The sequence below is a fragment of the Nitrosopumilus zosterae genome (assembly GCF_025998175.1).
Classification (GTDB): domain Archaea; phylum Thermoproteota; class Nitrososphaeria; order Nitrososphaerales; family Nitrosopumilaceae; genus Nitrosopumilus; species Nitrosopumilus zosterae.
Window position 1 is genome coordinate 1443384 of sequence record NZ_AP026695.1, and the last position, 26861, is coordinate 1470244.

Genomic DNA, 26861 nt, shown 5'->3' on the forward strand with positions numbered 1-26861 from the left:
TTTGATTAGATTTTAACATCAGGATTTCCAGCTTTTAGTTTTTCCCAATCTGCAAGAAAATTTTCCAACCCAATTTTTGTCAAGGGATGTTGCAACATCTTATCTAACACAGCAGGAGGCAAAGTTACCACATCAGCTCCAATTTTTGCAGCATCAACTACATGTACAGGATGGCGCACACTTGCAACAAGAATTTGAGTTTTAAACGTAGGATAGTTTTTAAAAATTTCTTTAATATCTGCAATTAGTTTCATTCCATCCTGACCAACATCATCCAGTCTTCCAATAAATGGGCTAACATATTTTGCACCAGATTTTGCTGCAAGTAAAGCTTGATTTGCAGAAAATATCAATGTAACATTAACAGGAATTCCTTCAGAGGAAAGTGATTTGCACGCTTTAAGTCCATCAGGAGTCATAGGAACTTTAACAACAACATTATTTCCATATTCACGTAGTCGCTTACCTTCTTCAATCATTCCAGAATATTCAGTACTGACAACTTCTAGGCTAACATCACCTTTGATAATTTTTGTAATTTCCTCCATCGCATTCTTTGGATTTCCTCCTTCCTTTGACATCAAAGACGGATTGGTGGTAATTCCATCAAGCAATCCCATATCATTGAATTTTTTAATTGAATCTAAATTGGCCGTATCAAGAAAAATTTTCATAATTTTTTGCTCCTAATTTCTTTGACTTGTTTTGCTATATTAAAAGATGTTATTCCATGTTTTTCCAAGAGTAAAGGAACCTCATCATCTCTAGCAGATTCCCCAAACATGTCTTGAGCACCAATTCTCTTGATAGGAACAGGGTAAGATTCAGTAACAGATTCTGCGACTGCAGAACCCATTCCAGCAAAAATATTATGTTCTTCAGTAGTTACCATACAACCAGTTTCTCTGGCAGCTTTTTCCAATAACTCATTATCAAGAGGTTTTATTGAAAACATATCCAAAACTCTACATGAGATTCCATCGTGTTGCAATGTATCAGCCGCCTCTAATGCCATTCTAACAGTAATTCCACAGGCCACAATAGTGCAATCAGAACCATCTCGTAATGTTATTCCCTTTCCAATGTGAAATTCTTGAGATTCTGAATGGATTAATGGAGTTTTAGATCTTGCCATTCTCATGTAAAAAGGACCATATTCTCTTGCCATTAATTGAGTCAATTTAGAAACGGCCACAGTGTCGGCGGGAATTAAAACTCGGAAATTTGGAATCACTCTCATTATTGCAATATCTTCAATTTGCTGATGAGAGCCACCATCAGGTCCAACAGATAGACCACCATGAGATGAAACTAATTTTACATTTAGGCCTTTTTTCCCTGGAGGTGAAGGATATGCAACATTATTACGAATTTGATCAACCGCTCTTCCGGGTAAAAATATAGCATAAGTGCTTGCAAAAGAGATCTTTCCAGAAACAGCCAATCCTGCAGAAATTGTAACTAGATTTGCTTCGGCAATACCCACATTAAAGAACCTATCAGGAAATTCTTTTCCAAAATCAGAAGTCTTTAGTGAATCAGTTGTATCAGCACCTAAAACTACAACGTTGGGATTTTCTTTTCCAAGTTGTACAAGTGCTTTAGAATATGCTGAGCGCATATCAGTCATTATAGGATCATTCAAAGATATCCCGCCTCCTTTGCAATTCTTTGAATTTGATCTTGTTTTTCTCCCACCACATGCAAACCAATCCATTTTTTCACTAAATCAATTCCACCTAACTCATTTGCTTTATCAAGCAAAATTCGTCGTCTAGATTTTAAAACTTCATTTCTAAAATCTCTAATTGCAGATCTTACATCTTGTTGTCCAATAATTGCTCCACCACCAACAAATACACGTGCTCCATCAGCAAATACAGAGCCAATATTTTCTAGGTTTACGCCTCCATCAGCCTCAATATAACCTGAAAAGTTGTGTTCTTTTAGAACAGCGTTCAATCTATTCATTTTTGAGTGTGTCTCTTCAATGTATTTTTGTCCAGATTTTCCGGGTACTACAGACATTACAATTAGTTGATCCAATGATGGTATGAATTTGTAAAACCATTCAGGTAATTCAGTTTCTGGATTTATAGCAAAACCCACACCTACTTGATTTTGTTTAAGTAAATCATGAATTTCTCCAAAACTTGATTCGTCAGTTACTTCAGCATGAACTGTAATTATGTCACTGCCTGCATCGATGTAATCCTTAACATGTTTTACAGGCTCATTAATCATTAAGTGAGAATCAAATGGAATTACAGTAAGTGATCTTAGTTCTTTTATTTTATTATGATCAAAAGTTTTGGTTGGAACAAATCGACCATCCATTACATCAAGATGAATATAGTCAGCCCTGCCTGAAACACATCTTTTGATTTCATTTTCTAAATTTGTCATATCGCCTGCAATGATTGATGGGGCAATCATAAATTGAGAATCTAATTCAAGATTAATAATTTGGAGAACATCAGAGTCGGGAGATTTGCCATGCCATTGTGGATTATCCTCCATATGTTCAACAGACTTGCCCTTTATTGTTCTAGATATTATCATTGTAGGAACTCCTTTTGTAGCATTTGCTTTGGCTATTGCAGAGTCAATTTGCTCAATTCGATGACCGTCAATTTCAATGACATTCCAACCAAAAGATCTCCATTTATCTCCGGTCTTCCATCTTGAAGCATCCTTCCACATTTCAGAAAGATTATCGCCTTCTAATTTTTCATCAAGGGGCATAATTTTTTCAGTGTAAGAATCTTGTTGAATGAAATTTCTATCAAGAAAAGCAGTCAGATTGTCAACTTTGTATTTTGCAGCTGTCATTGCTGCCTCCCAAATCTGACCTTCGTCAGATTCACCATCGCCTATAATTGTGTAAATATGATGATTTTTGGAATCAATTTTTGCAGCCAGTGCAATTCCAATAGAATATGACAATCCAGTACCTAATGAACCGCCACAAAATTCTACGCCAGGACATTTAAGATCTGGATGTCCCTGTAATCTACTTCCAAATTTTCGTAAAGTATCAAGTTCAGATTCTGGAAAATAACCTGCTACCGCCATATTGGAAAATAACCCCGGAGCTGCATGACCTTTGGACAGAACTAAACGATCTCGATCTTCCCATTGAGGATTTTGAGGATCAAATTTCAAATACTTGTTGAATAAACACCCCATTATTTCTGCCATTGAGAAAGAACCACCAGGATGACCAGAACCTGCAGCGTTTGTTGCCGTGATAACTAATTTTCTGGCTTTAAGAATATTTTTCTTGATTTGATAATAATTGAGCCCCATCTCGAACGTTATCTTTGTAAATTGAATAAAAATCTACTTCTGCAATATTTTAATTGGATCGGCAATATGAGAAGATATGGAAATTATTGAAAATGTTCCAATAGTAGTTTTTGATAATCAATGCTATTTGTGTATAAAATTTGCAAAAGCTGTAGATTTTTTTGCCAGAGGTAAAATTTCAATGGTAGGTCATTATTCAGATTTTGGAAAAAAGATAAGAGACCAAATTTTAGATGAATCGGCTTTGGAAATGTTTTGGTTTATTGACAAAAAAACTGCGTATGGAGGAAGAGCTGCAATATACCCATTATTAAAATCATTTTTTTCTAAAAGAACAAAAAAATTAATTTCAGTTAAAATTGATGATAATTGTGAACAAAATTGCAAAACCGTAAATGCAGTTTTTGTTAGATCCTCTAGTTTACTAACTAATAGCAAAAAAATTAATTTTTAGTAAATCTAAATAATACTTCAAAATTATCAAGTTCAGTGAAAATAAAAACTGAAAGTTCTATTAAAAAGAAAACGGATTTACTTTGTGGATTTGTCCTAGAAAATTCAAACAAAGTGTTAGGATTATCTAAGATTGATAGAAAAATAGCACTGTCAGTAAATCAATCTCTAAAAGACATGGAAGGAAAGTTAGGGAAATTGAGCATCATTCCTTTGCCTGAGGACAAATATACTAAAAGAATTCTTCTTGCAGGATTAGGAAAAAGAGAAGAATGGACAGAAGATACTTTAAGAAATGTTTCAGGCAAAATTGCACAAAAAGCACGAGAGTTAAAGTTGAAAGAATTTTCAATAATTTTGCCCCCAAGTTTTGAAATTGATCCAATTTCATCTATTTCTCAAATTATCGAAGGCTCAAAAATGGCTCTGTATAAATTCGATAAATTTAAGGCAGAGAAAACAGAAAATGAACCAAATCTCACAATCATTGTTTCAGAATCAAATAAGATTTCCAAGGCCATCAGAACTTCCGAGATTGTTGCAGATAGTGCAATATTTACCAAAAGCATTGCAAACTTACCCCCAAACGAATGCACTCCGACTACTTTAGCAAACTTTGCAAAAATGATTTCAAAAAAGAACAAAATGAAATGCAGTGTTATTTCTAAACTTGAATTAAAAAAGAAAGGTTTTGGAGGAATTTCTGCAGTTGGACAAGGAAGTAAAAATGAACCAAAACTAATTGTTTTAGAACATAATAATGGACCAACAAATCAAAAACCTATTGTTCTAGTAGGTAAAGCTGTAACATTTGACACAGGCGGAATCTCATTGAAACCAGGGGATAAAATGGATGAAATGAAATTTGACAAATGTGGTGGATGTACAGTTCTAGGAATCATGAAAGCAGTTTCAGAATTAAGATTGCCAATCAACGTAGTAGGAATAATTCCTTCGGTTGAAAATATGCCAGGAGGGGAATCATACAGACCAGGCGATATTATAAAATTATACAGCGGAAAAACAGCAGAGATTCTCAATACAGACGCAGAAGGCAGATTGATTTTAGCGGATGCATTGTCATATGGAGAAAAACAATTTTCTCCAAAGGCAATAATTGATTTTGCAACACTTACTGGTGCATGCATTATTGCATTAGGAACCAATGTTGCTGCAATAGTATCAAATGACGAAAAACTAACAAGAAAGATCAACGACTCATCTAAAAGGACAAGTGAGGAGATTTGGGAGCTTCCACTAAATCAAGACTATATGGACATGATAAAATCAGATGTTGCAGATATGAAAAATGTAGGGATAGGAAGAGCTGCAGGAACCATCACAGCTGCAGCATTTTTGAAAAACGCTATTAACAATACACCATGGATACACTTCGATATTGCAGGAGTTGCGTGGACTCAAACAGCAACTAAAGAAAAATCATACAATCCAAAAGGTGCAACAGGATTTGGTGTAAGGTTAATTTTAGATTATTTACAAAAATTGGAAAGTTAGTACCCTCTACTGTTTCTATCAGGAACCCCAACATTTGGATTTCTCCAACCATGTTTGTCCATCATGTGATTTAGCAATCGAATATCATTGTCACACAATTCTCCACAAACGCTACAGTTAGGCATTGAATTCACTTCAATCCAAGTAATTGGATATTAAAAGATTGATTGTAAATTAGAAAATGCCAGCACTGTTGCTTCCCAAAGGCTCTCGCATTTTAGTAGCACAACAGCGACGTCAGGTTTGACTTCCAAGTTCGGAATGGGATTGGGTCGCACCCTAACGCTATGGCCGGCTTGAAAAATGATGATGAATTCTCATCTATTAACGTAACGCAGGATTTCAAATGCTCAAAATAGGTATAAAACGAAGAAAATACGAGATTACAGCATGACTCACAGGGTGGCTGTTTTAGATCAAGATCTATGCCAACCAAAAAAATGTGGTTTAGAATGTATAAAATACTGCCCAGTAAACAAATCAGGAGCAGAATGTATTGTTCTTAACGAGGAGTCAAAGAAAGCAAAGATAGACGAAGATATTTGCAATGGGTGTGGGATTTGTGTCAAAGTATGTCCATTTGATGCCATCACCATTGTGAATTTGGCAAGCGAGTTAGCTACGGATAAAATACATCAATATGGGGCAAATTCATTTAGACTGTTCAAATTACCCACTCCAAAAAAAGGGGAGGTTGTGGGATTATTAGGAAGAAACGGAATGGGAAAAAGTACTGTAGTAAATATTCTATCAGGAAATTTAAAGCCGAATCTTGGAAGATATGAAAATCCACCAGAATGGAATGAAATTTTAAAACACTATAGTGGAACTGAACTCAAACAACATTTTGAAAAAATTGAACAAAAACAAATTCGAGCATCTATAAAACCACAGCAGGTCCATCACATTGCACAAGCTTTTGACGGAACGGGAAAAGAACTTCTTGACAAATATGATGAAAGAGGAGTTTCAAGAGACTTGATCAAAGAATTAGGATTAGAAAACTCTATGGAACAGAGTTTAAAGGAATTAAGTGGAGGAGAGTTACAAAGAATTGCGGTAGCTGCTGCTGCGTCAAAAGATGTGGAATTTTATTTCTTTGATGAACCATCATCGTATAATGATGTTTTTCAAAGAACAGGAGTTGCTCGTGTAATTCAGAACTTGGCAAAAATTGGAAAAAGTGTAATGGTTGTAGAACATGATTTAACATTACTTGATTTTCTTAGTGATTATATCGAAGTTCTTTATGGCGAACCTGGGGCTTATGGGATTGTCTCGACCATACTTTCTACGAAAATTGGAATCAATGTCTTTCTTGACGGATATTTACCAAATGAAAATGTTAGATTTAGAGACAAAAAATTTTCTTTTGATGTGTCGTCATCTACTACAGACATATTTGAAGAAGGAAGTACAATTGTTACATATCCTAGATTAGTAAAAAAATACCCTACATTTTCAGTAACTGTTGAAGCTGGAGAAGTGAGAAAGGGTGAAGTCCTAGGCATAATGGGAGCCAATGCACTAGGAAAGACAACAATGATGAAGATGATTGCAGGAGTTGAAAAACCAGATTCTGGCAGCATTGATAAAAAAATAAAGATAGCATACAAACCTCAATATCTTCAAAACGACATTGACGTAGATGTCATATCAGTATTAGACAAAGCAAATGGCAATCCAGTGGAAGGAAGTATGGAAGAAGAACAAATACTGGAGCCATTAAAAATCAAAAAACTATACAATAAATCTATCAAAAACCTTTCTGGTGGAGAATTGCAGAAAATTGCAGTTGCATCATGCTTATTACAAAAAGTAGATTTGTATGCATTAGATGAGCCCTCTGCATTTTTAGATGTAGAAGACAGAATCGCAGTTGCAAAATTCATACAGAAATTTGTTCGTTCTTTTGGAAAATCAGCGATAATCATTGATCATGATCTACAGTTGATGGATTTGATTTCAGATTCAATAGTAATTTTTGAGGGAGAATCAGGAGTAGAGGGAAGAGCTACTACTCCAATGAGAAAAGCTGAAGCAATGAATAGATTTCTAAAATCCCTTGATATGTCATTTAGAAGAGACGAAAGAAGTCTCAGACCTCGTGTGAACAAACTAGATAGTAGATTGGATAAAAATCAGAAAACATCAGGAAATTTCTATTACAAGCATTGACTCGGATGTTAAAAAAAGCACTTTCAAGTGTGCTTTCTGAAAAAGAAAGTGAGGATTTGATCTCAGCATTTGATCAAATTGGAGACATAATTATTGTAAGAATCCCAAATTCCCTGTTGCCAAAGAAAAAAATCATTGGTGAGACTCTGCTAAATGAAGTAAAAATTGCCAGGAGTGTATTCTATCAAGCATCAGATGTCGAGGGAGATTTTCGCACAAGGAATTTAGAAATCCTAGCAGGAGAAGACAACACTGAGACAGAATACAAAGAATTTGGATGTAAATTCATAGTTGATGTTGAAAAGGCATTTTTTTCACCTAGATTATCAACAGAAAGAGAAAGAATTGCAAATTTGATTCAGGATGGAGAGGTAGTAACAAACATGTTTGCAGGAGTTGGAATGTTCTCGGTAATGGCTGCAAAAAAGAAAAAATGCACTGTTTATAGTTTAGATATCAATCCAGTTGCCTCAAAACTATGTGAAAAAAATATAGAACTAAACAAATTAACGGGAAAAATAATATCAATTAATGGAGATGCATCTAGAATTATCGAGGAACAGTTAGAGAATAAATCAGATAGAACATTGATGTTATTGCCAGAAAGATCGGATGAATTTTTAAAATCTGCAATTAGTACAACTAAAAATGAAGGAATAATCCATTATTATTCCCATATTCATGCTGATAAAAAATCGGAAGCTGGAAAACTTTCAGAAGAGCATTACCTTCAAGTCACACCAGTCAAATCAGAAATTCTAGGATCAAAAATTGTAAGAGCAGTAGGTCCAAGATATTATCAAACAGTAGTGGATGTAAAAATTTCTAAATAGTTAATCTTCAGATGTAATCGATGCAGATGATGGTTTGGTTGTTGCCATAACATATCCAATCCATGCAATAACTCCAAGAATTCCTCCTGCAATCATCAACACAGATAATTGCAGTACAATTGGACTCCATTCTGAAAGCATTAACAAATATGCATAAAGGAAAAATCCACCTATACAAAGAACAAAAATTGTGATGCCAGTTCCCTTACGTTTATCCATGGCGAGAAATTTTTTGTGAGTTATTTATTGGTTTGAACTAATCTAATTCAATGGCCATAAGATATGCATCTTCACCATCTCGATAATATGCGTTTAATTGTTGTCGAATTACAAATCCAAGTTTTTCGTATAGCCTGACAGCTTCATTATTACTACATCTTACTTCAAGATAAAATTCGTCACACTTTCTTAATTTGACACCATTAACCGATTCTTCTACAAGTGCTTGTCCAATACCTTTTCTTCTATATTCGTCAAGAACTGCAATGGAAACCACATGGCCTTTTTTAACAAACCCTAATTTTTTGAAGTTTGAAAATCCATATTCAGTTTTACACATTATGTAACCTACATGTTTCCCTCCTATTTCCGCAACAATGAAAGCTTCTGGAAGCTCTGCAAGCAAGCTCTCATAGAAATAATCAGAGTAATGCTCTGGAAGGGTTTTCAAATTGATTTCCATCACAGAGATAAGATCGCTGGGTTCTGCTCGTCTAATATTGCAATCCCCTAATTGCCTTAGAATTACTTGCATATTATAGATTAAGAGTATCAATATTTATTTTTAAACCAAAAGACCATTTAATGGAAAGATTTAGCATTTAAGAGATGGAAGACAACTCACAAGAAGATATTATTTCGTTAGTTAAATCAATATTTGAGGTAAGTGATTTTACAAAAACAGAGTTTTCCTTAGAGTTTAGAATAGAAGATTTTGATTTCAAATCAAAGTTTGAAAATTTAGCAAGAAAATTAGAGAATATGAATTATGCTGGAAAGTTAGAAGAAATAGATAACGGAAGATATGTAATCATTCAGAAATTTTCACCAAAAAAACAGAGAAAATGGATGAGCTCTTCTTGGACTCCTCGAATATTATTTGCAATTGTCATTTCATTTGTAATGATTGATGGGTATTATAGAACATCAGGAACAAATTCGATAATAGAGATCGGTGATCCTCTAGAGATGGCAGGAGTCTATACGTTATCATTGTTAGGAATTTTAGGGATTCATGAACTCGGTCATATTATTGCTGCAAAAATACACAGGCTAAAAACAACTTGGCCTTATTTCATTCCAGGATTACCTGTGATTGGAATTCCAACTTTTGGAGCATTTATTCAATCAAGAGGTTTAACAATTAACCGAGAAATATTATTTGATGTAGCCATTGCAGGTCCAATTGCAGGATTGGTAATTGCGATAATAGTTTCAATTTACGGAGCATATACTGCACCAATGTTGGATCAAGATATTGCAGCAGGATTATTTGCAGAATCGAAATTAATTGAATGGAATCAAGGAGAACCACTTCTAATGACAGCAAGTTTAGCATTATTTGGAAAAGGGGGAGACGGACAGGAAGTAATAATGACACCAGTAATGTTTGCGGCGTGGATTGGATTTTTAATTACATTTTTGAATCTGCTTCCAGCATGGCAATTAGATGGGGGACATATGGCAAGAACATTACTTGGACCAAAACTGCACAGATATGCAACTTTTGGGAGTATGGCAATTCTAATTTTGTTAAATTATTGGTTAATGGCAATGTTAATTCTCATTATGAGTTCAAGAAATCCCGGTGCTACACCACTTGATGATATATCGCCACTTTCAAGAAATAGAAAACTTGCGTATATTGGAATTATAGGGTTAGCAATTTTGTGTGCACCGTTACCATCAGATTTTCTACCGAACTTTCTACCTTAGCAAAAGTCTTGCGCCATCTGTAACAACTGCAACCTTTTGTCTTACTCCTTGTGTTTTTAGAATATAATCCATAGAATATTTTATTCCAGGTAGTGAAATCATATTCAGTTTCTTGGCGTAAAATTCGGGTAAAATTGAAACTAGTCCAATTTGAAAATTCTTTTGTACTTCTGTGAGGAATAACAAATCTTCCATTCCACTGAGATATTTTGTAGGATTTCGCAGTTGTTCCAAAGTCAATCTATCTTCAATATATTGTTGAATTGCATCAGAACCTAATCCACCCTTACATTCAGCTACTAAAATGGCAAGACCGTCTTTTTTGATTGCACCATAACAATTCCAAAGGGATGAAAGAGATTTGCCCAAATGGAAATTACTTGCATCCTTACCTGTACTAATTATCATAGTTTTATGTTCCCCTACATCCTTGATTGAATTAGATTCCAAAATTTTTGATGTTGAAAGAGTTTCTGATGGATGGCCAATTGAAAAATCAAGTATGCCTTTGGAATTTGCAACAATTTCGATCCCTTGAATTTCAAAATTATCAGTAAATTTTTTTGCTTCTACTAAACTTTCAGTATGTTGTCCAGGAACCGGTAAATTGCTTTGTCTTTTTGCATATGCTGAAAGCATGGAATCTAAACCAAATTTTTTGATTAGACGAGTTGAAATGGTTTCATAACCAAATAATCCATCAAATTCCATTTCACCCATGAATACAAGATTTGAATTAGAAATGTCAGCACTATCAAATTCGTTTATAGAGCTTCCTTCAGGAAGTCCTGCTTTGACCAAATTCAAGATTTTTTTCTCAGCAAAAATTTTTGGGAACGGTTTTGATTTTTGCTCACATAGTGTGAACAAAGAAGAGATGATTTTTTGAATGGATTTTGAATTATGCAAAACAACAAGTTCCATAGGTTTTGACAAATCAAGAGAATTTAGCTTTTCATTGATCGCAGAATCTTCCAAAATTTTTCCATCAGAGTCAATTTTTTGTTCTAAATTTTCTGCTCTTATATCCAAAACAACGTCTGTAACACCATAATTTAACCAGATTTCAGGCATAATTCATTGATAATACAAACCAAAATAAATCCAGTGTAGTTAACTTTGGTATGGAATTTGTAAAAGAGTTTGCAACCTTTTTGTATCAAAAAGGAATAATAAAATTTGGAGATTTTACTCTTGCAAGTGGAAAAAAGAGTTCATACTATGTAGATCTAAGACTGGTTCCAAGCTATCCTCACGAATTTAGGAAAATGGTGAAATATCTTGAAAATGAGATTGCTCAAAAAATTGGTTTAGAAAATTTCGATTCTTTTGTTTCTGTACCAACAGGAGGACTGGTGATAACATCAGCGTTAGCAATAGAAACTGTAAAACCGTTAATCTATGTCAGAAGCAAACCCAAAGATTATGGTACTTCAAAAGCAGTTGAAGGAAAAATTCATGATGGGATGAAAGTGATTATGATTGACGATGTGGCAACTACTGGTGGCTCAGTTGTAAATGCAATAAAATCTCTAAAAGAAGTAAACATTTCAATAAAGGATGCATATGTAATTGTCAATAGAATGGAAGGAGCAGATGAGGCTTTGGCAGATTTAGAAGTCAACATGCATTCAATTCTAAATATTTTGCAGATAACAGAAACTTTACATAAACAAAATTTAGTCGATGAAAGTATTTTAGAAAAAGTGAAAAAACAAATCAACAAATGAGTATTGGCAGCTCAGACAAATGCCTTCCAATCACCATTTCAGATATAACTCTGATTCTTCATTGCGGCCGATAAATTTTGGATTGGCTCATTTTAAAACTAATGGAAAAGAGATGGGCCCGAAGGGCTTCGATCCCTTGGCTCACCGGTTATGAGCCGGTTACTCTACCAAGCTGAGTTACGGGCCCTAAGCAGATGAATTTTTTCTTAGGTTTAAAATGTTATGAGATTAACAATATTCTTCATAGCAACTATCAAGCAACATGTTTTGGGCAGAGATAGATTTGTCTGCAATTTCTATCAAGTTGTTTGAGTCAGTTGAAGATTTTTCTAAAATGTTTCTCCATGAAGCAGCATGTCGGATATCAGCTTCTGTATGAAGTTTGAAATACTCTGTTGCATCATTATTTGTCATTCCATAAAATTCAGCCAACCCATCAAGTTTGGTTTGACTTATTTTTGGAATTTCTTTTTCAAAGGCATACATTGCACATGCACCACCTTCAAAAGAATCCATTAATTCACTTAAAATGGAAACGGCTTTCTGAGTTTTAGGCAAACCAGAATATGAGATCAGTTCATCTTCAGAGATACCAAGTTCTCCTGCAAACGCAATCCATGGTTTGATATGATCAGATTCTTCTTGTTGATTTTCAATTAATTCACTTGTGACTGAATTTGGTGCTTTTTCAATAATAGGAGTCATAAAATTTGGAACAGCTTTTACAAGTTGAAAATATTCTTTAGAATAACCTGCCAAAGATTCTTGCGTTAATTTTCCATCAGACCACATTTGATAGAAAGGATGTTTCAATAAACTTCTTTCTTCAATCATTTCATCAATTTTTTTAATTATACTCATGTTTCATCTCCAAATTTGCCAATAAAAAAATCTTTGTTGTTTACAAAAGATTTTATGGTCAAAATGCAGAATTTTCTTGGGTTCCAGTGGTGTAGACCGGTCAAGCATACTGCCCTTTCAAGGCAGTGATCCCGGGTTCAAAATCAAACGATGAAAATCCCGGCTGGAGCACCAAGATTTATTTACTAATGACAAAGTTTTTTGATCAGGCAATTTTGGACAGGAAAAATATTGAGATCAATCCTCTACTTGAAACTTATGGAAGATACATTCAAAAAATTGATGAAGCGTTAGATAATGAGCTTTCTCTTTATTCTGAATCTGAATTCATTGAACCGCTGAAATATTCACTGGACGGTGGAAAACGGATTAGACCCATTATTTTGACTCTCGCAGCCGAAAGTGTAGGAAAAATTGATGAAAATACACTATCTGCATCTTGTGCTGTTGAATTTTTACATATGGAATCAATCATTCATGATGATATCATTGATAATGAAACTATGCGAAGGCAAAAGGATCCGTTTCATATCAAATATGGTTACAATACCAGTGTACTTACAGGAGATTTTGTTTTAGGATTAATCCTTGCAATATCATCCAGATTAGATAACGCCAGAATTACAAAAGATTTAGCCACAACTGCAATGCTAATGAGCGAAGGAGAGATGATTGAGAATAGATTAGAGACCAGCGAAGATGTTACGTTTGATGATTATCTCAAGGTAATTGAATATAAGACAGCAACTGCGTTTGAAGTAGCTGCAAGAACAGGTGCGATTATTGCAAACGGTACCGAAGAACAAATCGAAGCACTAACAGAATATGGAAAAAACATAGGAATTGCATATCAAATAAGAGATGATCTGTTGGATTGGAAAAATGAGGATAAACTGTTTAATCTATTAATCAAAAAGAGTTCTGATCCAAGAGATGTTTTTAATAAAATGGAAGAGCTGCTAAAAGAATATTCTGAGAAAGCAAGAGCAGGTTTAAGAAAAATTCCAGACAATGATGCAAAAATGAATCTAGATAATTTAATTAAATTTACTTCGTTTAAGGCATAAGGCCCAAACTAATTACCGGAGTTGCAAATTCTACAAACTTAATGAGCGGATCTGGATACACACCAAATCCTACTAAGAATATAGTTGAGAAGATCATTACTGCAATAATTGATTTTGGTTCTGCAACTCTTTTTTCTGATTCTCCTTCAAAGTACATTTTTCTTGTAATCCAACCATAGTAAGCAAGAGATAATGCACTGTTAAGAACTCCAGCAATTGCAAGCCAAGGAGCCCACCACAATGCAGAACTTGCATCCAAGGCACTACCAAATAGCATGAGTTTACTCCAAAATCCTGAAAGTGGTGGAATTCCAGCTAATGCAAATAATGCAATCACCAAACCTAGGGCAGTTATTGGCATTCGTCTTCCAAGTCCTTTGAGTTTGTCGATATTAGTTACTGCAAGCGTTGTAACAATGCCAGCTATCGCAATGAATGCGGCACCTTTCATTACAGCATGATTCATGATTTGGTACAATGAACCTTGTAACCCAAGTGAACTATGTGGTGCAACTGCAAGTCCAATTAAAATATACCCCGCATGGGCAATACTGGAATATGCCAACATTCTTGACAGATTCTTTTGCATAATTGCAGCAACGTTTCCTATCGTCATAGTCATTACAGCAATAATACCAAGAGCTAATGTCCAATCAAGATTTAGAACTACCATTCCAAGAACTACAATTCGAATTGTTGCTGCAAATCCAGCTTTCTTTGTTGCTGCTGCAAGGAGTGCAGTAATTGGTGAAGGTGCGCCCTCATAAGTGTCAGGCAGCCACTGATGGAAAGGCACAAGCCCCATCTTGAATCCAAATCCTGCAATAAACATTCCAACAGAAAGTAAAGCAAGAGGCAATAGAGAAGGATCAAGTGCCGAATAACCTTGGATGACTTCTCCGATATTTGTAGAACCAGTCAATCCATAGGAAATAGAGATTCCGTAAACTATGATTGCAGAGGATAATGCACCAAATAAGAAATACTTTAGAGCAGCCTCATTGGAGCTTGGATTCTTTTTCATGAATCCAACTAAAACATATGTTGGAATACTCATTAGTTCCCACGCAACAAACAACATTACCAAATCAGTAGAATATGCTACTAACACCATACCAATCGTTGCAAGTAAAATTAGAGAATAGTATACAGCAGGAGAATTATGTTTCCTCATGTAATTGAAAGAACCAACTGTTGTGAACAAGGCAACAATCAACATTGCTATTGCAAAGAATCCACCAAATCCATCATCAACTAAAACATCTTCAGAGAAAAGAGCAGATGTAGAGACATTGTCGTTAATGAATTGATATCCAACATATCCCAAGGATACAATTAATGCAGCAAATGCAATTACAGCATAGAATGAATTAGAGCCTTTTTCTTTTCTTGCAATACTAATTATAGGAAGAATAACCCCCACGGTACCCAATATTGCAATCAATACCAATGGTGTTGAAGTAATTTCTAACAATTCATCAATCTCCTATATCAACAATATCAGGACTACGAATAGCAGTCCTGCTCCAAATACGAATAGATATGACTGTGAGACACCAGTTTGGGTTCCTTGAACAACTCTTGCACTCCATCCAACTGCTTTTTGAACTCCATCATTCATACCGTAATCGATAGCTGTCTTTTCAAAGTATCTGAATACACCTCTTGCCAACCATAATGGTGCTACAACAAAGCACCAGTAGATAATTGCATTAAGATACCATCTGTTTAAGATAATTTTGTGAATTGCATAAAAGAAGATGTTAGAGTTAACAAATCTTACTGGATCAACCCATCTGCCAATATAGAAGATGTAACCTAATCCAATTCCAATTGCAAATGCAGCTAACGATGAACCAAGAGCAACAGGATTGAGCCCTTGCAAGAATTCAGGCAGAATTGATGCTTCTGCAGCCACATGTTCAGTGTGGATACCAAATGAATGTTCAAGATAATCTGTAAACAAATGATGTAGTCCTTCTTCAGTGGATAATCCAATCAACCCAATTCCAATTGTAAGCACTGCAAGAATTCCATATGGAACCCACATTGATAATGATGCTTCATGAATATGATGTCCTTCTTCTTCCATCTTTTCAATATGTTTACTCTTCTTTCCAAAGAAGACCATGCCAATCATTCTTGTAGTGTAAAATGCTGTAATTACGGCAGTTAATACTGCAATTGCGTAAAGTGGAACTGCCCATTCGTTTCCTGATTCATATACTGCTGCAAATATTGCGTCCTTACTCCAGAAACCAGTTGAGATAAATGGTGCACCCATCAAACCTAGACCTGCAGCCCACATGAACGCATAAGTCTTCTTCATGTGTTTTCTAAGGCCACCCATATCTGTCATGAACCTAGAACCTACAATGTGCAATAGAGAACCCGCAGCCATGAATAATGAAGCTTTGAACATTGCATGTGAAATCAGGTGGAAAAATCCTGCAGTATAACCATCCACATATTGATGAGATAATCCCGCAACACCCATTGCCATCATCATATAACCAATTTGAGAACCAGTAGAATATGCAAGAACTTTCTTAATTTCAGGATTGACCATTCCTTGTGTTGCCAACAGCAAAGCAGTGATTGCACCAACCCAAGCAACAATCTCAAAGAACTGATCTGCCATAATACCTGCAGCACCTAATGCAAAAACAAGTGGTCCAATTCTTGCAACTAAGAACACACCTGCTTTGACCATAGTTGCAGCATGAATCAATGCTGAAACGGCAGTAGGACCAGTCATTGCTTCTAAGAGCCATTCGTTTAGTGGGAATTGTGCGGATTTTCCTATCGCACCTCCAAATAGCAATACAAATGCAGGAATCAAAAGTCCCTGAGCAGACATTGCGGTTGCCCATGCAGTATCACCCATTAATTCTTTGAATCCAAAGGTTCCAGCAAACAAAAATATCAAAAGCATACCTGCAATCATCATAACATCACCAACTTTGGTCATGATGAATGCCTTCATACCTGCATGTGTTGGAGCATAGTAATCTAACATGCCAAGAACAGTTCGTCCTTCAACACCAACATGATCTTTCTTCTTATCTCTATACCAAAAGCTGATCAAAGCATATGATGCAAGTCCTACACCTTCCCATCCAAAGAATACTTGAAGTAAGTTATCAGACAACACAATTAGCTGCATAGAGCCAATAAAGAACATCATCCAAAACCAGAATCTCGTGATATCTTTATCCCCTTTCATGTATCCTGTGCTGTATATCATAATCAAGAAAGAAATCCAACCCACAACATTGGCCATGATAATTGAAAGTGGATCGGCTAATACACCGCCTTTGAGACCAATTGATTCAATCCACATTATTTGATGATGTAACTCATGAGCCTCTAAAGCAACTGGGATCATTGTTGCTGCAGATAATGCACTCATCAAAGCAAATGCAACTGCAACATATCCAGTTGCATGTTTTGATAATTTTCCAACACCTGGAATAATCAGTGCAGCAGCAAATGGTAAAATCCAAACTAACCACGCACTGAGAGTTCCAACTTCAAATGGCAATCCAAAAGATTCTGTAGCCATATTCTAAACTCCCAACACTCCATTCATGTATGGAATAATTGTTTTGAAGAAAATATCTGGATAAATTCCAACTACAATAGAGAATCCTGCCAATACCATCATAGGGGCAGTCATGTACCAACTTCCTTCTTTTACATTTTCAAGATGTTCAGGAGTTTTACCAAAGAATACACGTTTTAGCATCCAAAGCATGTAAGACATTGTAAGTGCAGTTGCAACAAGACCCAACCCAAACGTTACTGCTCTAATTGTAGAGCCCTCTTCAATTGCAGTCTCCAATGCACCATAAAACAGAACCCATTCACCCATAAATCCACTAGTTGGTGGCACACCCATAATTGTTAACGCACCAATTACCGCACATACTGCTGTAATTGGCATCTTTCCTGCCAATCCTCCAAGTTTAGAAATACTACGCGTTCCAACTTTAACAATAATAATTCCAGCCATCATGAAGAGGATGCCTTTTCCTATTGCATGTGTTACATACATCATCTCGGCACCTGAAAGACCTAGAGCAGACATTGAACCAATTCCAAACAAAAGATAACCCATCTGGCTTATACTGGAATATGCAAGAAGGCGTTTCAAATCATCCTGCATCAGCGCCATTGCACCACCATAAATCATTGTAACTAGTCCCCAAATGTGGAACCATATTGAAAGCTCTGCAAACGTTGCAGGTAAGAATTCAACAATTAATCTAAAAATACCATATGCTCCAATTCCGATCATTGCTGGGGACAATAATGCACTGATTGGTGTTGGTGCAGAACCGTGAACATAAGGAAGCCAGATATGGAACATAAAGACGGCCAGTTTAACTCCAAGCCCTATTGCAATTGCTACTGCAGAAATCATAACAATATCTTGAGGAATTTCTGATTCACGAATATCTACAAAATCAAAACTGCCTAGAGAAAGACCAATCATCAAAAATCCCAATAATAAAACAACTGCTCCAGCATGAGTCCAAAACAAGAACATTAAACCAATTTTTCTTCTTGGCCCATCACCCCAAAATGCAACCAAAAAGAAACCAGGAATCAACATCACTTCAAAGAAAATGTAAAATTCAATTAAATTAGTTGAGAGAACGGTTCCAAGCATCCCCATTGCAAAGACAAGATACAATGCAAAGTATAGTCCAGATTTAGCATTGACATAATTTGAAAGAGAGGATGATTCAACTACAGAAGTTTGGCCACTTGAAGATGTATTGATGTGGTGTTCTTCTTCAAACTGTTCATGGAATTTGTGAATCATGTATGGTTTTGAGTAAAGTACCAGGATTGTAGATAGCACGTAAATCATTATTGCAAATGGTGATGCTAAGCCATCCAATAAGAAACCAAATTCGCCAAACTGTTCTGTCCATGGATAATGTTCCTCTACAGTTCCAGAAAGTGCGGCATTAATTACAAGAACTGTGGTGTAGAGTAAAATTGCAAATGTGAACCACATTGCAGGTGTTGGACCTACTTTTCTTCCAATGATGTAAGCAATTGGAGATAGAAGTAACGGCAAGAAAACTGCCTGTAATAATGCATATTCCATTAGCCTTTCAAACTCCTAAAGTCTGCAATATCGACATTTTGATACATACGATAAGCAACAATAATCAAAGACAATCCAACTGCTACTTCTGCCGCAGCAATTGCAATTGAGAATAAAGCCAAAGTCTGACCACCGCTATGAGGTAAAAATCTACCAAATGCCACAAGGTTAAGATTTGCAGCATTGATGATTATTTCAACTGCAAACAACATTCGAATAAAGTTACGTTTTACTGCAAGACCGTAAATTCCTATACCCAGTAAAGCAACAGATACAAGGGTAAAATCAACTAGCTCGCTGGTCATTCTCCACATCCTCACGTTTGGCTAAAACTAATGCACCAGTTACAGAACCGGCTAAAATTAATCCCATCAATATCAATGCAGGCCAATAATATGTCACAAAGTCTGTACCAATATCTCTAAAATCAACTGGAGGTTCATCAGTAGTCATTGTTTTTATTCCAGAATCTAGGAATACAGCTCCCAATGCAACCATGACTACTAACATTAATCCAATTCCTGCAAACTTTCTTCGTTTATCTTCAATTTTTTTGAAAATTAATTCTCTTTTTACTAACATAACGGTAAACAAAATCAAGACAGCTATAGAACCAACATAAACTGCCAATTGAAATAACGCAACAAATGGAGAATCCAACAAGAAAAAGAATCCCGCAATACCGCCAAGGGTCCCCATTAACGCAATTGAACCATAAATCAAAGATCGTAATTCAAGTGCGGCAATTGCCGAACCAATTGTTATTACGGTTAATGCTAAAAATACGGCATCAGCCATGTGTGGCACCTCTATCAGTAATCTGAATTTCACTGTCCTGAGCAACATATGGTTTTACAGCAAGTTGAGCAGGAGTATAGATCAAACCTTCTTTTGAAAATGAAGAGAGTTCATAATCATTTGTCATGTAAAGTGCATAAAATGGACATGCATCTACACAAAGGCCACAGAAGACACATTTTCCATAATCAATTTGAGGCATGATAGATTTTTTATTTTGTTTTTGTTCTTCTGGTACTTTTACCATTGCAATAGCTTCTGCAACACCTTCACATGCTATAGAACATAATTGACAACCAGTACAGTGATCATGAAATAACATATGACGGCCCTTAAGTCCAGCAATTCCAACACCCGTTGAAGGATCAAATTGATATCCATCTCCTACAAATTTTAATTTCTCTTCAGGATAACGAAGTGTAAATCGCTTTACTGCAATATGTTTAATTCCAGAGTTTAATGCGCGAATAATACCTGTTGCAGTTCCCATTATTGTAATCCTCCCGGTCCTAACACTCCAGCGTAAAGCAATCCTAGAGCAATAAAGATGTTAACGAATGCAAGACCAATTAATTTGGTCCAACCAAGACTCAATAACATGTCAATTCTAATTCTAGGAAATACTCCCCTGGGCAATAATATGAAGAAGATCACTCCTACAGTTTTTAGAATAAACCAAAGTGTTCCATTAAGCATTTCTTGTGTAAATACAGGCAAACCAGGGATTTTGGCAGTAATTGGGCCCATTACAATTCCATCTGTAAGAATTTCTGCCGGGAATGGAGGAACAACCATTGGACCATTCCATCCACCAAGGAACAACACTACAAACAATGCCGCAAATGCATAAAGTTTCAGATAGGTTCCTAATTGAACAAGACCATACATCATTCCAGATAATTCAGTTAACCAACCAGCAACAATTTCACTTTCTGCCTCTGGCAAGTCAAATGGAATTCTTTCTAATTCTGCAAGCATGGTAATAAAGAAGACAACAGCACCAACAGGCAAAAATACAATCCATGGAAAGCTAGATTGACTTGCTGCAATTTCAGACAAGTTTAGAGTTCCAGTTAGGATAACAACTCCTAACAAAGATAGAATTAACGGAATTTCAAATGAAACCATCTGGAATAAAGCTCTGATACCACCAATGAAGGGGAACTTACTATTTGCAGACCATGCAGAAAGAATTGTGATGATTGGGAAAAATCCAATTACTGCAAACACTCCAAGTAAACCAAGATCTACATCTGCAACCACCCAACCTGGAGCAACAGGAATTAATGCAACAAACGCTGCAGCTGCACCAACGAACATTACGGGAGCTGCCCAAAAAATGGGCTTGTCAGCTTTTGCCGGAATTATAATTTCTTTTGAGATTAATTTTAGTCCATCCCCCATTAATTGTAGTATACCTTCAACTTTTCCACAGTAAAAAGGACCAACTCGTAATTGTAATTTTGCAAGCATTTTTCTTTCAACAAATATGGTACCTGCAGCAAGCAATGCTGCAAAACCAAATCCTGGAAATGCCATTACTCTGAAAATATCAGTTGCCATGAATGCTTTGATGATTGGGAGTGTTCTAGATGGATCTGCTATCCATGTGAGAGCAAGAAATGGTGTAAGTAATTCACCATTAATTACGGGCATTTCGATTGCAAATAAAACCATGAAAACTGCTGGAATGCCAACCAAAACTAAAAGGAATAATATCCAGAATGCATTGTCAAGCAATGATTTGATAAATTCACTTAGTTTGAATTTTGGCGCAATTACTGACATTTATCGGTCTGCCTCCACTGGCCAATAGTTAAGACTCCAATAAACAGATGGCATGTTGCCAAGCTTTTCACCTTTGAGTAGATATGGTAATGCAATCAAGTTTCTAAAAGAACCAACACTCATCTTCAGTCTGTATGGTTCTGTTTTCCCATCAGATACAATATAACATCCTAAAGAACCTCTTCCAGATTCAACCCGTTTATAGACTGAATTAAGTCCTTTACCTTTTGGATTTGGTTTTAGTTTAGTTCTAACAGATCCTGACTTTGGCATTTTTTGCAATGCTTGTCTAATGATATTACAACTTTCCATCATGTCAAGCCATGGAACTCTAGATCGTGCATAAGAATCACCTTCTTTCATCACATTTGTATGAACATCTAATTCATCGTAGACATCATATGGTTCTTTCAATCGAAGATCATAATCTACACCACTTGCACGAAGTACAGAACCAGTTGTGCCAAGTCGAATAGCATCTTGACGGGAAAGAATACCAGTATCTCGAGTTCTAGAAATCAGAATGGGGTTATCATAGAACACTGCAGCATATTCTTTGATACGTTTTTCAAAATAATTTACTTGGCGCAAACAAACATCTTCAAAGTTTGGTGGCAAATCATTTCTGACTCCGCCCGGAACAAAGTGTGCATGTGTAACTCTGGCACCAGTCATTTTTTCCATTAAATCAATTAAGAGTTCACGATCACCAGCTGGCCACATAAACATTGTAGAATGGCCTAAGAAAATACCATAAATTGCCAGCCAATACATTGTGTAAATACATCGATTCAGCTCAGATGCAATTACTCTAACATATTTTGCACGTTCAGGAACTTCAATTCCAACAATTTCTTCAACTCCTAAAACATAGGGATAAAGAATATTACATGAATCATGAATTACTGGTCTTTCTAAGTGAGGAATATTTGTAATATAGTTTCTATATTCTGCCATTTTTTCCTCACCACGATGAACATACCCTGGATCAGGATCACATGCAACAATATAATCACCATCAATTTGAACAATAATTCTCATGTGACCAGAACCAGGATGTTGTGGTCCAACATTGAGGGTCATAATTCTCTCGTCAACTTTTTGGAGTGCTAATCCAGGAGGCAGTTCAGTAGTCATGTTCATCTTCCCTTTATTGCAAAATCCTTTCTAAGTGGTGGTAAATCTGCCCAATCTTCTGGTAAAAGCAATCGTCTATTATCAGGATGTCCTTCAAAGTAAACCCCAAACATTTCAAAAATTTCTCTTTCATGAAATTCTACACTGTAAAAAACATCTCTTAGAGTTGGAAGTTTAGTTGCATCATTTCCAGGAATTGGATTTTCTTCTCTTTGTGCCCTAGTTGATAAAACAAGAATCTGGCTTGCTAATGAAGAATCAGTATAAGATCCAATATGGTAAACAACTTCTATTTCTTTGTCTTGAGGATAATCTACACCAGAAACAGATTCCACATGATCATAGTTTAATCCATCACGAATGAATTCAGCAACTTCATGAACATTTTCTCGGCTTACATTAATTCCAACTCTATTCACTTTAACAAATGCAACTTGAACTTTATCACCGAATTTTTCTATAATTTTTTCTGAAATTCCTTTTTCAAATGCAGGTAAATCTGCAGGTTTTTCTTCAGGTTTTTTTGTGGGTGGTGTAGATTTCTCTTCGGGTTTTACATCTACAGATGGTTTTTCAAGATCAGAACTCATTATACAAACTTCCTAGCCTTCATTCTCTTGATTTTCTCTTGTAACAACATACATCCTTGGATGAGAGTTTCAGGTCTAGGTGGGCAACCTGGAACATAGACATCAACTGGAATGACTCCATCAATTCCTGGAAGTACGTTGTATGAATCAAAATACAATCCTCCAGTAATAGCACAAGCTCCCATAGCAATAACATATTTTGGTTCTGGCATTTGATCATAAACTAATCTAAGACGTGGTGCCATTTTTCTCGTAATAGTTCCTTGAACAACAACTAGATCACATTGTCTAAGTGAACCAAATGCTTCTATGATACCAAATCTTTCAACATCATACCTAGGACTCGATGCGGCGCCAAATTCAACACTACAACAAGCTGTTTCAATATGGACAGGCCAGAGTGACCAAATTCGACCCCAATTGATGGCATAGCCCAATGGTTTATCAATTGCTTTTTCCAAAATGTCTCCTAACTTTCCGACAAAGACATTCGCATTTTCTGGTGTAACTAAATCTTTAAGCAATCTTATCCCATACCCCCGTAAATACAATTTATATAAAAAACTACCATATTCTCCTTCTCCCTGATTGATATAACGCAAATGCCATTGCTCCAAACATGATTGCTAAAAATCCCATCATTGGCAATGTTGCACTTTTAGGAAGTTCTAAAAGAGCACTACCCCACGCATACAAGAAAATTGCCATCACATCAAAAACCACAAACATCAGAATGTATGGGTAATACTGCATCATGAAATGAGTTCTTCCTTCACCTGTTGGAACTTGGCCACATTCCATTGGCAAAAACTTGACAGGATTACTTCGTTTTCTTGGAGAAATCATTCTAGAAATAATTAACGCAGGAGCCATTGCTGCTACAGCAAAGCCAAACATCAATACAACGGTACTATAATTGCCCGCTAATTCCCCGACCAATTCAACTTCTGACCCTGATTTTTGTATAAAAAGGTATTCTTCCTTTTTCCCGATCAATTTTTTAAAAAAATATTTTTCTAAAGTACTTTATAGGACAATATCAATTAGCGATCATGTCATTGAATATCGGAGATATTGCTCCTAACTTTGAGCTTCCAGATACAGAATTAAAGTTGCGGACTTTGGATGATTTTAAAGGCGGAAAAATTGTTTTGTCATTCATAGTTGCTGCAAGTTCCCCAGTTTGTGAAACCGAACTGTGTAATTTTAGAGATTCCTGGAAAGAAATTTCAGATTTAGGTGCAAAAGTAGTAGCAATCAGTAATGATGGTCCATTTGCAAACAAAGCATTTGCAGAAAAAAATCACTTTAATTTTCCATTGTTGGGAGATTACAGTAGTAAGACAATTCGTGATTACGGAATTTTAATGCCAGACTTACTGCACATTAAAGGCTACAATGCAGCAAAACGTTCGGTCTTTATTGTTAATGAAGATGGAAAAATTGGTTACAAATGGGTTTCAGAAGACCCATTAAAAGAACCAAACTATGAAGAAATTAAAAATTTCCTGAAATAGGAAAAAATAATTTTTTTATTCAATATCAGCAATAGGGTCGCCTTTGGCAACAGTTGCTGTTTCTTTAATTTTGAGAGACTTTACAACTCCATCTTTGTGAGCCTTTACCGAAACTTGCATCTTCATTGATTCTAGTGTACAAATAACATCACCCTTCTTTACTGAATCACCCTCAGATACTGCAATTGAAACAACCTTACCAGGAATTTGACTCTTCAATGATAACTGTGCATTGCCTGCACCCGCTCCACCTGAATGCTTGTAAACTACTTCATCAAAGTGAGAATGACGATTAATAATAATTGGAACGTTATCTACAACAATATTCATTTCATTGGTTGATTGTTCAAGATATTTTGCGTTATGATATTTCTGATCTAAAATAAATTCAATTCCGCTTGAATTCATACTAATAATTTTTAATTGATGTTCGTTATCATTTACTTTAATTACATAATCGTTATTGCCTAGATTTTGTAGAATTTTTCCTTCAAATGATTTTTCAATATCAGTTATTTTGTAATCCATTTGTCATCAATCCAATTTGTATTTCCAATTAGAGCTTGCAGATACATCATTTTGTATACGACTCTTAAGGTATTCAGAATGAATTACTGCAGCAGCAATTGCAGCTTCACTTTTATCAATTTTTTCATTCTTTAGATCTTCAGTCAATCTATCAATCATATCAAATCGTTTAAGGAAATCAGTAGAAAGTTGACCATTTTTGTATTCTTCAGAAGATAGAATTGTTTTGTATAATGGAATTGATGTCTCAACACCTTGAATGTAAAAATCATTTAATGCTGCAAGCATTCTTGTTCTTGATTCCTCAAATGTTTGGCCCCATGTTACAAGTTTTGCCATAAGTGAATCATAAAATGGAGATACGGTACATCCAGGATACAAGTAAGTATCACATCTAACACCCGGGCCTGCAGGAATTGTAACATTTGGAACGGGTCCTGTTGAAGGTGCAAAGTCTAAGAAAGTATCTTCGGCATTAATTCTGCATTCTATTGCATATCCATTCATTTTCAAATCGCTTTGTTTGAATGGAATTTCCTCGCCATTTGCAATGTCTAATTGTAATTTTACCAAATCTAATCCAGAAACATATTCGGTAATTGGATGTTCTACTTGCAATCTAGCATTAATTTCAATGAAATAAAAATCACCATTATCCGCCCTTAGAAATTCTGCTGTACCCAGATTTGTGTAATCTACGGCTTTGGCTGCATTGCAAACAATTTCACCTATACGTTCACGAATCTCTTCATCTACTACAGGAGAGGGGGTTTGCTCAATTAATTTCTGATTGCGTCTTTGAATTGAACACTCTCTCTCAAAGATATGAACAGTGTTACCATGCTTGTCTCTTGCCATTTGATATTCAATGTGTCTTGTTTTCTCTAGGAATTTTTCAACCAGTATTGCAGATTTTCCTACAGCCGCAATTGATTCTCCAGTAACTGATACAAATCCTTCTCGTAGTTCTTTGTCATTGTTTGCAAGTCTAATTCCACGCCCTCCACCACCATAAACTGATTTAAGTAAAACTGGATACCCAATATCATTTGCAATAGATACAGCTTCTTCAACATCTTTTACCAAGTCTGGACTTCCTGGAACAGTTGGAACTTTAGCTTTGAGCATTGCAGCTTTACATCTCATTTTATCTCCACAGAGATTCATTGAATCAGCTGAAGGACCAATAAAATTAATTTTATTTTTCTCACATAATCTTGCAAAATCATCATTTTCAGAAAGAAAACCATAACCGGGATGAACAGCATCAGCACCTGCAGACAACATCACTTCAAGAATTTTTTCTTGATTAAGATATGATTTTGCAGGAGCAGCTTCTCCAATATGATATGCTTCTGAGGCTTGTTTTACATGCATAGAATTGTAATCTTCATCAGAATATACTGCAACAGTTTTGATTCCAAGTGCCTTACAAGTTCTAATAACACGTAAAGCTATTTCTCCTCTGTTTGCAATCAGTACTTTCTCAATCATATTCCA

General features: G+C 35.7%; 28 protein-coding genes, 2 tRNA genes and 1 rRNA gene. 9 read left to right on the top strand and 22 right to left on the bottom strand.

Going from position 1 to position 26861, the window contains the following annotated elements:
- Positions 1 to 5: 5 nt before the first annotated feature.
- Genes fsa through OO712_RS08815 form a run of 3 tightly spaced genes read right to left on the bottom strand, consistent with a single transcriptional unit; the run spans position 6 to position 3309 of the window.
- Positions 6 to 674 carry a fructose-6-phosphate aldolase gene (gene fsa / locus OO712_RS08805; RefSeq protein WP_109876463.1) on the bottom strand — a complete coding sequence of 223 codons (669 nt, stop codon included), beginning with the start codon at positions 672 to 674 and terminating at the stop codon, positions 6 to 8.
- Positions 671 to 1645, bottom strand: coding sequence for a transketolase family protein (locus OO712_RS08810; protein ID WP_109876563.1), 975 nt, complete (start codon positions 1643 to 1645; stop codon positions 671 to 673). The genes fsa and OO712_RS08810 overlap by 4 nt, the downstream gene beginning before the upstream one ends.
- A complete protein-coding gene (locus OO712_RS08815) occupies positions 1642 to 3309 on the bottom strand; it encodes a ribulose-phosphate 3-epimerase (RefSeq protein WP_109876464.1) in 1668 nt (555 codons plus the stop codon). Before OO712_RS08815 ends, OO712_RS08810 begins: the two co-directional genes overlap by 4 nt.
- Before the next feature lie 76 nt (positions 3310 to 3385).
- Between OO712_RS08815 and OO712_RS08820 the strand changes: the two genes are divergently transcribed.
- Positions 3386 to 3763, top strand: a complete 378-nt coding sequence (locus tag OO712_RS08820; RefSeq protein ID WP_109876465.1) for a hypothetical protein — start codon at positions 3386 to 3388, stop codon at positions 3761 to 3763.
- 35 nt (positions 3764 to 3798) lie between these two features.
- Positions 3799 to 5277, top strand: a complete 1479-nt coding sequence (locus OO712_RS08825) for a leucyl aminopeptidase (RefSeq protein ID WP_109876466.1) — start codon at positions 3799 to 3801, stop codon at positions 5275 to 5277.
- 179 nt (positions 5278 to 5456) lie between these two features.
- On the opposite strand, the gene rrf is transcribed toward OO712_RS08825, so the two are convergent.
- Positions 5457 to 5576, bottom strand: a 5S ribosomal RNA gene (rrf, locus tag OO712_RS08830).
- Positions 5577 to 5667: 91 nt separating this feature from the next.
- On the opposite strand from rrf, the gene OO712_RS08835 reads away from it, so the two are divergent.
- Positions 5668 to 7455: a ribosome biogenesis/translation initiation ATPase RLI gene (locus OO712_RS08835; RefSeq protein ID WP_109876467.1), complete on the top strand. Its 1788-nt coding sequence runs from the start codon at positions 5668 to 5670 to the stop codon at positions 7453 to 7455.
- A gap of 5 nt (positions 7456 to 7460) precedes the next feature.
- Positions 7461 to 8288 carry a class I SAM-dependent methyltransferase gene (locus tag OO712_RS08840; RefSeq protein ID WP_109876468.1) on the top strand — a complete coding sequence of 276 codons (828 nt, stop codon included), beginning with the start codon at positions 7461 to 7463 and terminating at the stop codon, positions 8286 to 8288.
- Here the strand turns inward: OO712_RS08840 and OO712_RS08845 are convergent, their stop codons facing one another.
- Both OO712_RS08845 and rimI read right to left on the bottom strand, forming a co-directional pair.
- Complete coding sequence (locus tag OO712_RS08845; RefSeq protein ID WP_109876469.1) at positions 8289 to 8507, bottom strand: transcriptional regulator; 219 nt, start codon at positions 8505 to 8507, stop codon at positions 8289 to 8291. It abuts the gene before it with no gap.
- Between the two features lie 37 nt (positions 8508 to 8544).
- A complete protein-coding gene (gene rimI, locus OO712_RS08850) occupies positions 8545 to 9042 on the bottom strand; it encodes a ribosomal protein S18-alanine N-acetyltransferase (RefSeq protein WP_109876470.1) in 498 nt (165 codons plus the stop codon).
- Positions 9043 to 9116: 74 nt separating this feature from the next.
- Here rimI and OO712_RS08855 point away from each other — a divergent pair, with 74 nt between their 5' ends.
- Complete coding sequence (locus tag OO712_RS08855; protein WP_109876471.1) at positions 9117 to 10223, top strand: site-2 protease family protein; 1107 nt, start codon at positions 9117 to 9119, stop codon at positions 10221 to 10223.
- Here OO712_RS08855 and OO712_RS08860 read toward each other — a convergent pair.
- Positions 10215 to 11297 carry a nickel-dependent lactate racemase family protein gene (locus tag OO712_RS08860; protein ID WP_109876472.1) on the bottom strand — a complete coding sequence of 361 codons (1083 nt, stop codon included), beginning with the start codon at positions 11295 to 11297 and terminating at the stop codon, positions 10215 to 10217. The genes OO712_RS08855 and OO712_RS08860 overlap by 9 nt on opposite strands.
- Before the next feature lie 50 nt (positions 11298 to 11347).
- Here OO712_RS08860 and pyrE point away from each other — a divergent pair, with 50 nt between their 5' ends.
- The gene (gene pyrE, locus OO712_RS08865; protein ID WP_109876473.1) at positions 11348 to 11953 is read left to right on the top strand and encodes an orotate phosphoribosyltransferase; all 606 of its coding nucleotides are present in this window, start codon (positions 11348 to 11350) and stop codon (positions 11951 to 11953) included.
- 113 nt (positions 11954 to 12066) lie between these two features.
- Here the strand turns inward: pyrE and OO712_RS08870 are convergent.
- Positions 12067 to 12140 (bottom strand) — tRNA-Ile (locus OO712_RS08870).
- A 41-nt stretch (positions 12141 to 12181) separates the two neighbouring features.
- Entirely contained in the window at positions 12182 to 12814 is a 633-nt protein-coding gene (locus OO712_RS08875; protein WP_109876474.1) for an iron-containing redox enzyme family protein, read from the bottom strand.
- Positions 12815 to 12894: 80 nt separating this feature from the next.
- Between OO712_RS08875 and OO712_RS08880 the strand changes: the two genes are divergently transcribed.
- Both OO712_RS08880 and OO712_RS08885 read left to right on the top strand, forming a co-directional pair.
- A tRNA-Glu gene (locus OO712_RS08880) sits at positions 12895 to 12988 on the top strand.
- 14 nt (positions 12989 to 13002) lie between these two features.
- Positions 13003 to 13881, top strand: coding sequence for a polyprenyl synthetase family protein (locus OO712_RS08885; RefSeq protein ID WP_225866826.1), 879 nt, complete (start codon positions 13003 to 13005; stop codon positions 13879 to 13881).
- On the opposite strand, the gene OO712_RS08890 is transcribed toward OO712_RS08885, so the two are convergent.
- The 11 genes from OO712_RS08890 to OO712_RS08940 are packed head-to-tail and all read right to left on the bottom strand — an operon-like array spanning position 13871 to position 24213.
- Positions 13871 to 15355: an NADH-quinone oxidoreductase subunit N gene (locus OO712_RS08890; protein ID WP_109876475.1), complete on the bottom strand. Its 1485-nt coding sequence runs from the start codon at positions 15353 to 15355 to the stop codon at positions 13871 to 13873. The genes OO712_RS08885 and OO712_RS08890 overlap by 11 nt on opposite strands.
- Before the next feature lie 12 nt (positions 15356 to 15367).
- On the bottom strand, positions 15368 to 17446 hold the full coding sequence (locus tag OO712_RS08895; protein ID WP_109876476.1) for an NADH-quinone oxidoreductase subunit 5 family protein: 2079 nt from the start codon (positions 17444 to 17446) through the stop codon (positions 15368 to 15370).
- A gap of 3 nt (positions 17447 to 17449) precedes the next feature.
- Positions 17450 to 19003, bottom strand: coding sequence for a complex I subunit 4 family protein (locus OO712_RS08900; protein ID WP_109876477.1), 1554 nt, complete (start codon positions 19001 to 19003; stop codon positions 17450 to 17452).
- On the bottom strand, positions 19003 to 19308 hold the full coding sequence (gene nuoK, locus OO712_RS08905) for an NADH-quinone oxidoreductase subunit NuoK (protein ID WP_109876478.1): 306 nt from the start codon (positions 19306 to 19308) through the stop codon (positions 19003 to 19005). The genes OO712_RS08900 and nuoK overlap by 1 nt, the downstream gene beginning before the upstream one ends.
- Positions 19289 to 19801, bottom strand: a complete 513-nt coding sequence (locus OO712_RS08910) for an NADH-quinone oxidoreductase subunit J family protein (protein ID WP_109876479.1) — start codon at positions 19799 to 19801, stop codon at positions 19289 to 19291. The genes nuoK and OO712_RS08910 overlap by 20 nt, the downstream gene beginning before the upstream one ends.
- Positions 19794 to 20291 (bottom strand): NADH-quinone oxidoreductase subunit I, encoded by a 498-nt coding sequence (locus OO712_RS08915; protein ID WP_109876480.1) that lies wholly within the window; start codon positions 20289 to 20291, stop codon positions 19794 to 19796. Before OO712_RS08915 ends, OO712_RS08910 begins: the two co-directional genes overlap by 8 nt.
- On the bottom strand, positions 20291 to 21589 hold the full coding sequence (nuoH, locus tag OO712_RS08920; RefSeq protein ID WP_109876481.1) for an NADH-quinone oxidoreductase subunit NuoH: 1299 nt from the start codon (positions 21587 to 21589) through the stop codon (positions 20291 to 20293). The genes OO712_RS08915 and nuoH overlap by 1 nt, the downstream gene beginning before the upstream one ends.
- Positions 21590 to 22726, bottom strand: a complete 1137-nt coding sequence (locus tag OO712_RS08925) for an NADH-quinone oxidoreductase subunit D (protein WP_109876565.1) — start codon at positions 22724 to 22726, stop codon at positions 21590 to 21592. It lies immediately after the preceding gene.
- Between the two features lie 2 nt (positions 22727 to 22728).
- Entirely contained in the window at positions 22729 to 23316 is a 588-nt protein-coding gene (locus OO712_RS08930; RefSeq protein ID WP_109876482.1) for an NADH-quinone oxidoreductase subunit C, read from the bottom strand.
- Positions 23316 to 23840, bottom strand: a complete 525-nt coding sequence (locus tag OO712_RS08935) for an NADH-quinone oxidoreductase subunit B (RefSeq protein WP_014964441.1) — start codon at positions 23838 to 23840, stop codon at positions 23316 to 23318. The genes OO712_RS08930 and OO712_RS08935 overlap by 1 nt, the downstream gene beginning before the upstream one ends.
- 40 nt (positions 23841 to 23880) lie before the next feature.
- Positions 23881 to 24213, bottom strand: a complete 333-nt coding sequence (locus OO712_RS08940; RefSeq protein WP_109876566.1) for an NADH-quinone oxidoreductase subunit A — start codon at positions 24211 to 24213, stop codon at positions 23881 to 23883.
- Positions 24214 to 24368: 155 nt separating this feature from the next.
- Here OO712_RS08940 and OO712_RS08945 point away from each other — a divergent pair, with 155 nt between their 5' ends.
- Positions 24369 to 24833: a redoxin domain-containing protein gene (locus tag OO712_RS08945; protein ID WP_109876483.1), complete on the top strand. Its 465-nt coding sequence runs from the start codon at positions 24369 to 24371 to the stop codon at positions 24831 to 24833.
- Between the two features lie 15 nt (positions 24834 to 24848).
- On the opposite strand, the gene OO712_RS08950 is transcribed toward OO712_RS08945, so the two are convergent.
- On the bottom strand, positions 24849 to 25361 hold the full coding sequence (locus OO712_RS08950; protein ID WP_109876484.1) for an acyl-CoA carboxylase biotin carboxyl carrier protein subunit: 513 nt from the start codon (positions 25359 to 25361) through the stop codon (positions 24849 to 24851).
- 6 nt (positions 25362 to 25367) lie between these two features.
- Complete coding sequence (locus OO712_RS08955) at positions 25368 to 26855, bottom strand: acetyl-CoA carboxylase biotin carboxylase subunit (RefSeq protein ID WP_109876485.1); 1488 nt, start codon at positions 26853 to 26855, stop codon at positions 25368 to 25370.
- Between the last annotated feature and the right edge of the window lie 6 nt (positions 26856 to 26861).

Excerpts from the sequence above, each read along its gene's own strand:
- fsa (WP_109876463.1), bottom strand. The coding sequence starts at position 674 with ATGAAAATTTTTCTTGATACGGCCAATTTAGATTCAATTAAAAAATTC.
- nuoK (WP_109876478.1), bottom strand. The coding sequence starts at position 19,308 with ATGACCAGCGAGCTAGTTGATTTTACCCTTGTATCTGTTGCTTTACTG.
- OO712_RS08875 (WP_109876474.1), bottom strand. The coding sequence starts at position 12,814 with ATGAGTATAATTAAAAAAATTGATGAAATGATTGAAGAAAGAAGTTTA.
- rimI (WP_109876470.1), bottom strand. The coding sequence starts at position 9,042 with ATGCAAGTAATTCTAAGGCAATTAGGGGATTGCAATATTAGACGAGCA.
- OO712_RS08900 (WP_109876477.1), bottom strand. The coding sequence starts at position 19,003 with ATGGAATATGCATTATTACAGGCAGTTTTCTTGCCGTTACTTCTATCT.
- OO712_RS08915 (WP_109876480.1), bottom strand. The coding sequence starts at position 20,291 with ATGGGAACTGCAACAGGTATTATTCGCGCATTAAACTCTGGAATTAAA.
- OO712_RS08930 (WP_109876482.1), bottom strand. The coding sequence starts at position 23,316 with ATGAGTTCTGATCTTGAAAAACCATCTGTAGATGTAAAACCCGAAGAG.
- OO712_RS08955 (WP_109876485.1), bottom strand. The coding sequence starts at position 26,855 with ATGATTGAGAAAGTACTGATTGCAAACAGAGGAGAAATAGCTTTACGT.
- OO712_RS08815 (WP_109876464.1), bottom strand. The coding sequence starts at position 3,309 with ATGGGGCTCAATTATTATCAAATCAAGAAAAATATTCTTAAAGCCAGA.
- OO712_RS08820 (WP_109876465.1), top strand. The coding sequence starts at position 3,386 with ATGGAAATTATTGAAAATGTTCCAATAGTAGTTTTTGATAATCAATGC.
- nuoH (WP_109876481.1), bottom strand. The coding sequence starts at position 21,589 with ATGTCAGTAATTGCGCCAAAATTCAAACTAAGTGAATTTATCAAATCA.
- OO712_RS08940 (WP_109876566.1), bottom strand. The coding sequence starts at position 24,213 with ATGTTTGGCTTTGCTGTAGCAGCAATGGCTCCTGCGTTAATTATTTCT.
- OO712_RS08910 (WP_109876479.1), bottom strand. The coding sequence starts at position 19,801 with ATGGCTGATGCCGTATTTTTAGCATTAACCGTAATAACAATTGGTTCG.
- pyrE (WP_109876473.1), top strand. The coding sequence starts at position 11,348 with ATGGAATTTGTAAAAGAGTTTGCAACCTTTTTGTATCAAAAAGGAATA.
- OO712_RS08845 (WP_109876469.1), bottom strand. The coding sequence starts at position 8,507 with ATGGATAAACGTAAGGGAACTGGCATCACAATTTTTGTTCTTTGTATA.
- OO712_RS08925 (WP_109876565.1), bottom strand. The coding sequence starts at position 22,726 with ATGACTACTGAACTGCCTCCTGGATTAGCACTCCAAAAAGTTGACGAG.
- OO712_RS08840 (WP_109876468.1), top strand. The coding sequence starts at position 7,461 with ATGTTAAAAAAAGCACTTTCAAGTGTGCTTTCTGAAAAAGAAAGTGAG.
- OO712_RS08860 (WP_109876472.1), bottom strand. The coding sequence starts at position 11,297 with ATGCCTGAAATCTGGTTAAATTATGGTGTTACAGACGTTGTTTTGGAT.
- OO712_RS08945 (WP_109876483.1), top strand. The coding sequence starts at position 24,369 with ATGTCATTGAATATCGGAGATATTGCTCCTAACTTTGAGCTTCCAGAT.
- OO712_RS08895 (WP_109876476.1), bottom strand. The coding sequence starts at position 17,446 with ATGGCTACAGAATCTTTTGGATTGCCATTTGAAGTTGGAACTCTCAGT.
- OO712_RS08950 (WP_109876484.1), bottom strand. The coding sequence starts at position 25,361 with ATGGATTACAAAATAACTGATATTGAAAAATCATTTGAAGGAAAAATT.
- OO712_RS08835 (WP_109876467.1), top strand. The coding sequence starts at position 5,668 with ATGACTCACAGGGTGGCTGTTTTAGATCAAGATCTATGCCAACCAAAA.
- OO712_RS08885 (WP_225866826.1), top strand. The coding sequence starts at position 13,003 with ATGACAAAGTTTTTTGATCAGGCAATTTTGGACAGGAAAAATATTGAG.
- OO712_RS08855 (WP_109876471.1), top strand. The coding sequence starts at position 9,117 with ATGGAAGACAACTCACAAGAAGATATTATTTCGTTAGTTAAATCAATA.